Below are 234 nucleotides of genomic sequence, written 5' to 3' on the forward strand. Positions count from 1 at the left end.
GCGCATGATTACATCAACCGCCCACCGAGTGAATGGCAGTTCATTGCATATCACGCCACACTTGACCATGTTCCGGAGCAAGTGTGGCTGCTTGGTTTTGCCGACGGCCGCCACGTCGCTTTCAGAAGCAACGATTTGACGACCCAGCTTGCCGCCGTGCACGAAAAGCTAGGAATCGCCGCGCTGCCTGATTTTTTGGTTAGAGCGGACAAAAGCGTGATCGCGCTGCCTGCG

General features: G+C 56.4%; 1 protein-coding gene. It reads left to right on the forward strand.

Annotated features, from left to right (window positions below; genetic code table 11):
- Window positions 1-234 (forward strand): hypothetical protein (locus tag SB724_RS21920; protein WP_486304073.1); only part of this gene is annotated, 234 nt, incomplete at both ends.

The sequence above is a fragment of the Bacillus sp. SIMBA_031 genome (genome assembly GCF_046535225.1).
Taxonomy (GTDB): Bacteria; Bacillota; Bacilli; order Bacillales; family Bacillaceae; genus Bacillus; species Bacillus velezensis.